The sequence below is a fragment of the Streptomyces sp. MB09-02B genome, from assembly GCF_033794485.1.
Lineage (GTDB): Bacteria > Actinomycetota > Actinomycetes > Streptomycetales > Streptomycetaceae > Streptomyces.
Genome location: NZ_JARGEE010000997.1, coordinates 1 through 610 on the forward strand (window position 1 = coordinate 1; position 610 = coordinate 610).

Consider the following 610-nt stretch of genomic DNA (forward strand, 5'->3'; position numbering starts at 1 on the left):
GGCCCACCCACCCCGGCACCGAGGGCTGACCGAAAGGAACCACCACCATGACCCCCACGGGTGTCCCCACACCCCGCACAGCGGGCACCCCGACGGCACACGGAACGGTCACCCGGACCGCCACCACCACATCGGAACTCCACACCGCCCGGATACCCCTGCTTCCCGAAGGGGCAGGCCCCCACACCCGCGGAGCGTGCCCGTGATCCAGTGGGTGTCCCTGGGGAGCGGCCCGCGCCCCGTCCCCCAACCCGTGGCCACGCCTCTGGTGTGGGCGACAGCCTTCGGGGGCGCGATGGCGTTGGTGGCCGTCCTGAACGCACTGGTCGGCACGGACCGCCCCGGCCTCGCCCTGGCGGCCCTGTCCCTGCTCTCCGCACTTCTCGGCGTCTACGCCCGCTTCATCGCGGCCCCCGGCACGGCCGCACTGTGCTGGTTGTTCCTCAACGGCTTCGCCATCCCACCCGCGGGGGTCCTGACCTGGGCCAACCCCCGCGACACCTTCTGGCTGGTCTGTCTCCTCACCGCCGCGCTCACCGGCACGACCCTGGCCCGCCTCCTCCAGGCCCGCGCCGCCTACCGCCGCCTCACCACGGCCCCACCCCCCACA

Annotated in this window: 1 protein-coding gene; it reads left to right on the forward strand. The window is 73.8% G+C overall.

Going from position 1 to position 610, the window contains the following annotated elements:
• Positions 1-202: 202 nt before the first annotated feature.
• Positions 203-610: hypothetical protein (locus P1P70_RS45540; protein ID WP_319248478.1), on the forward strand; the 408-nt coding region annotated here is incomplete at its 3' end.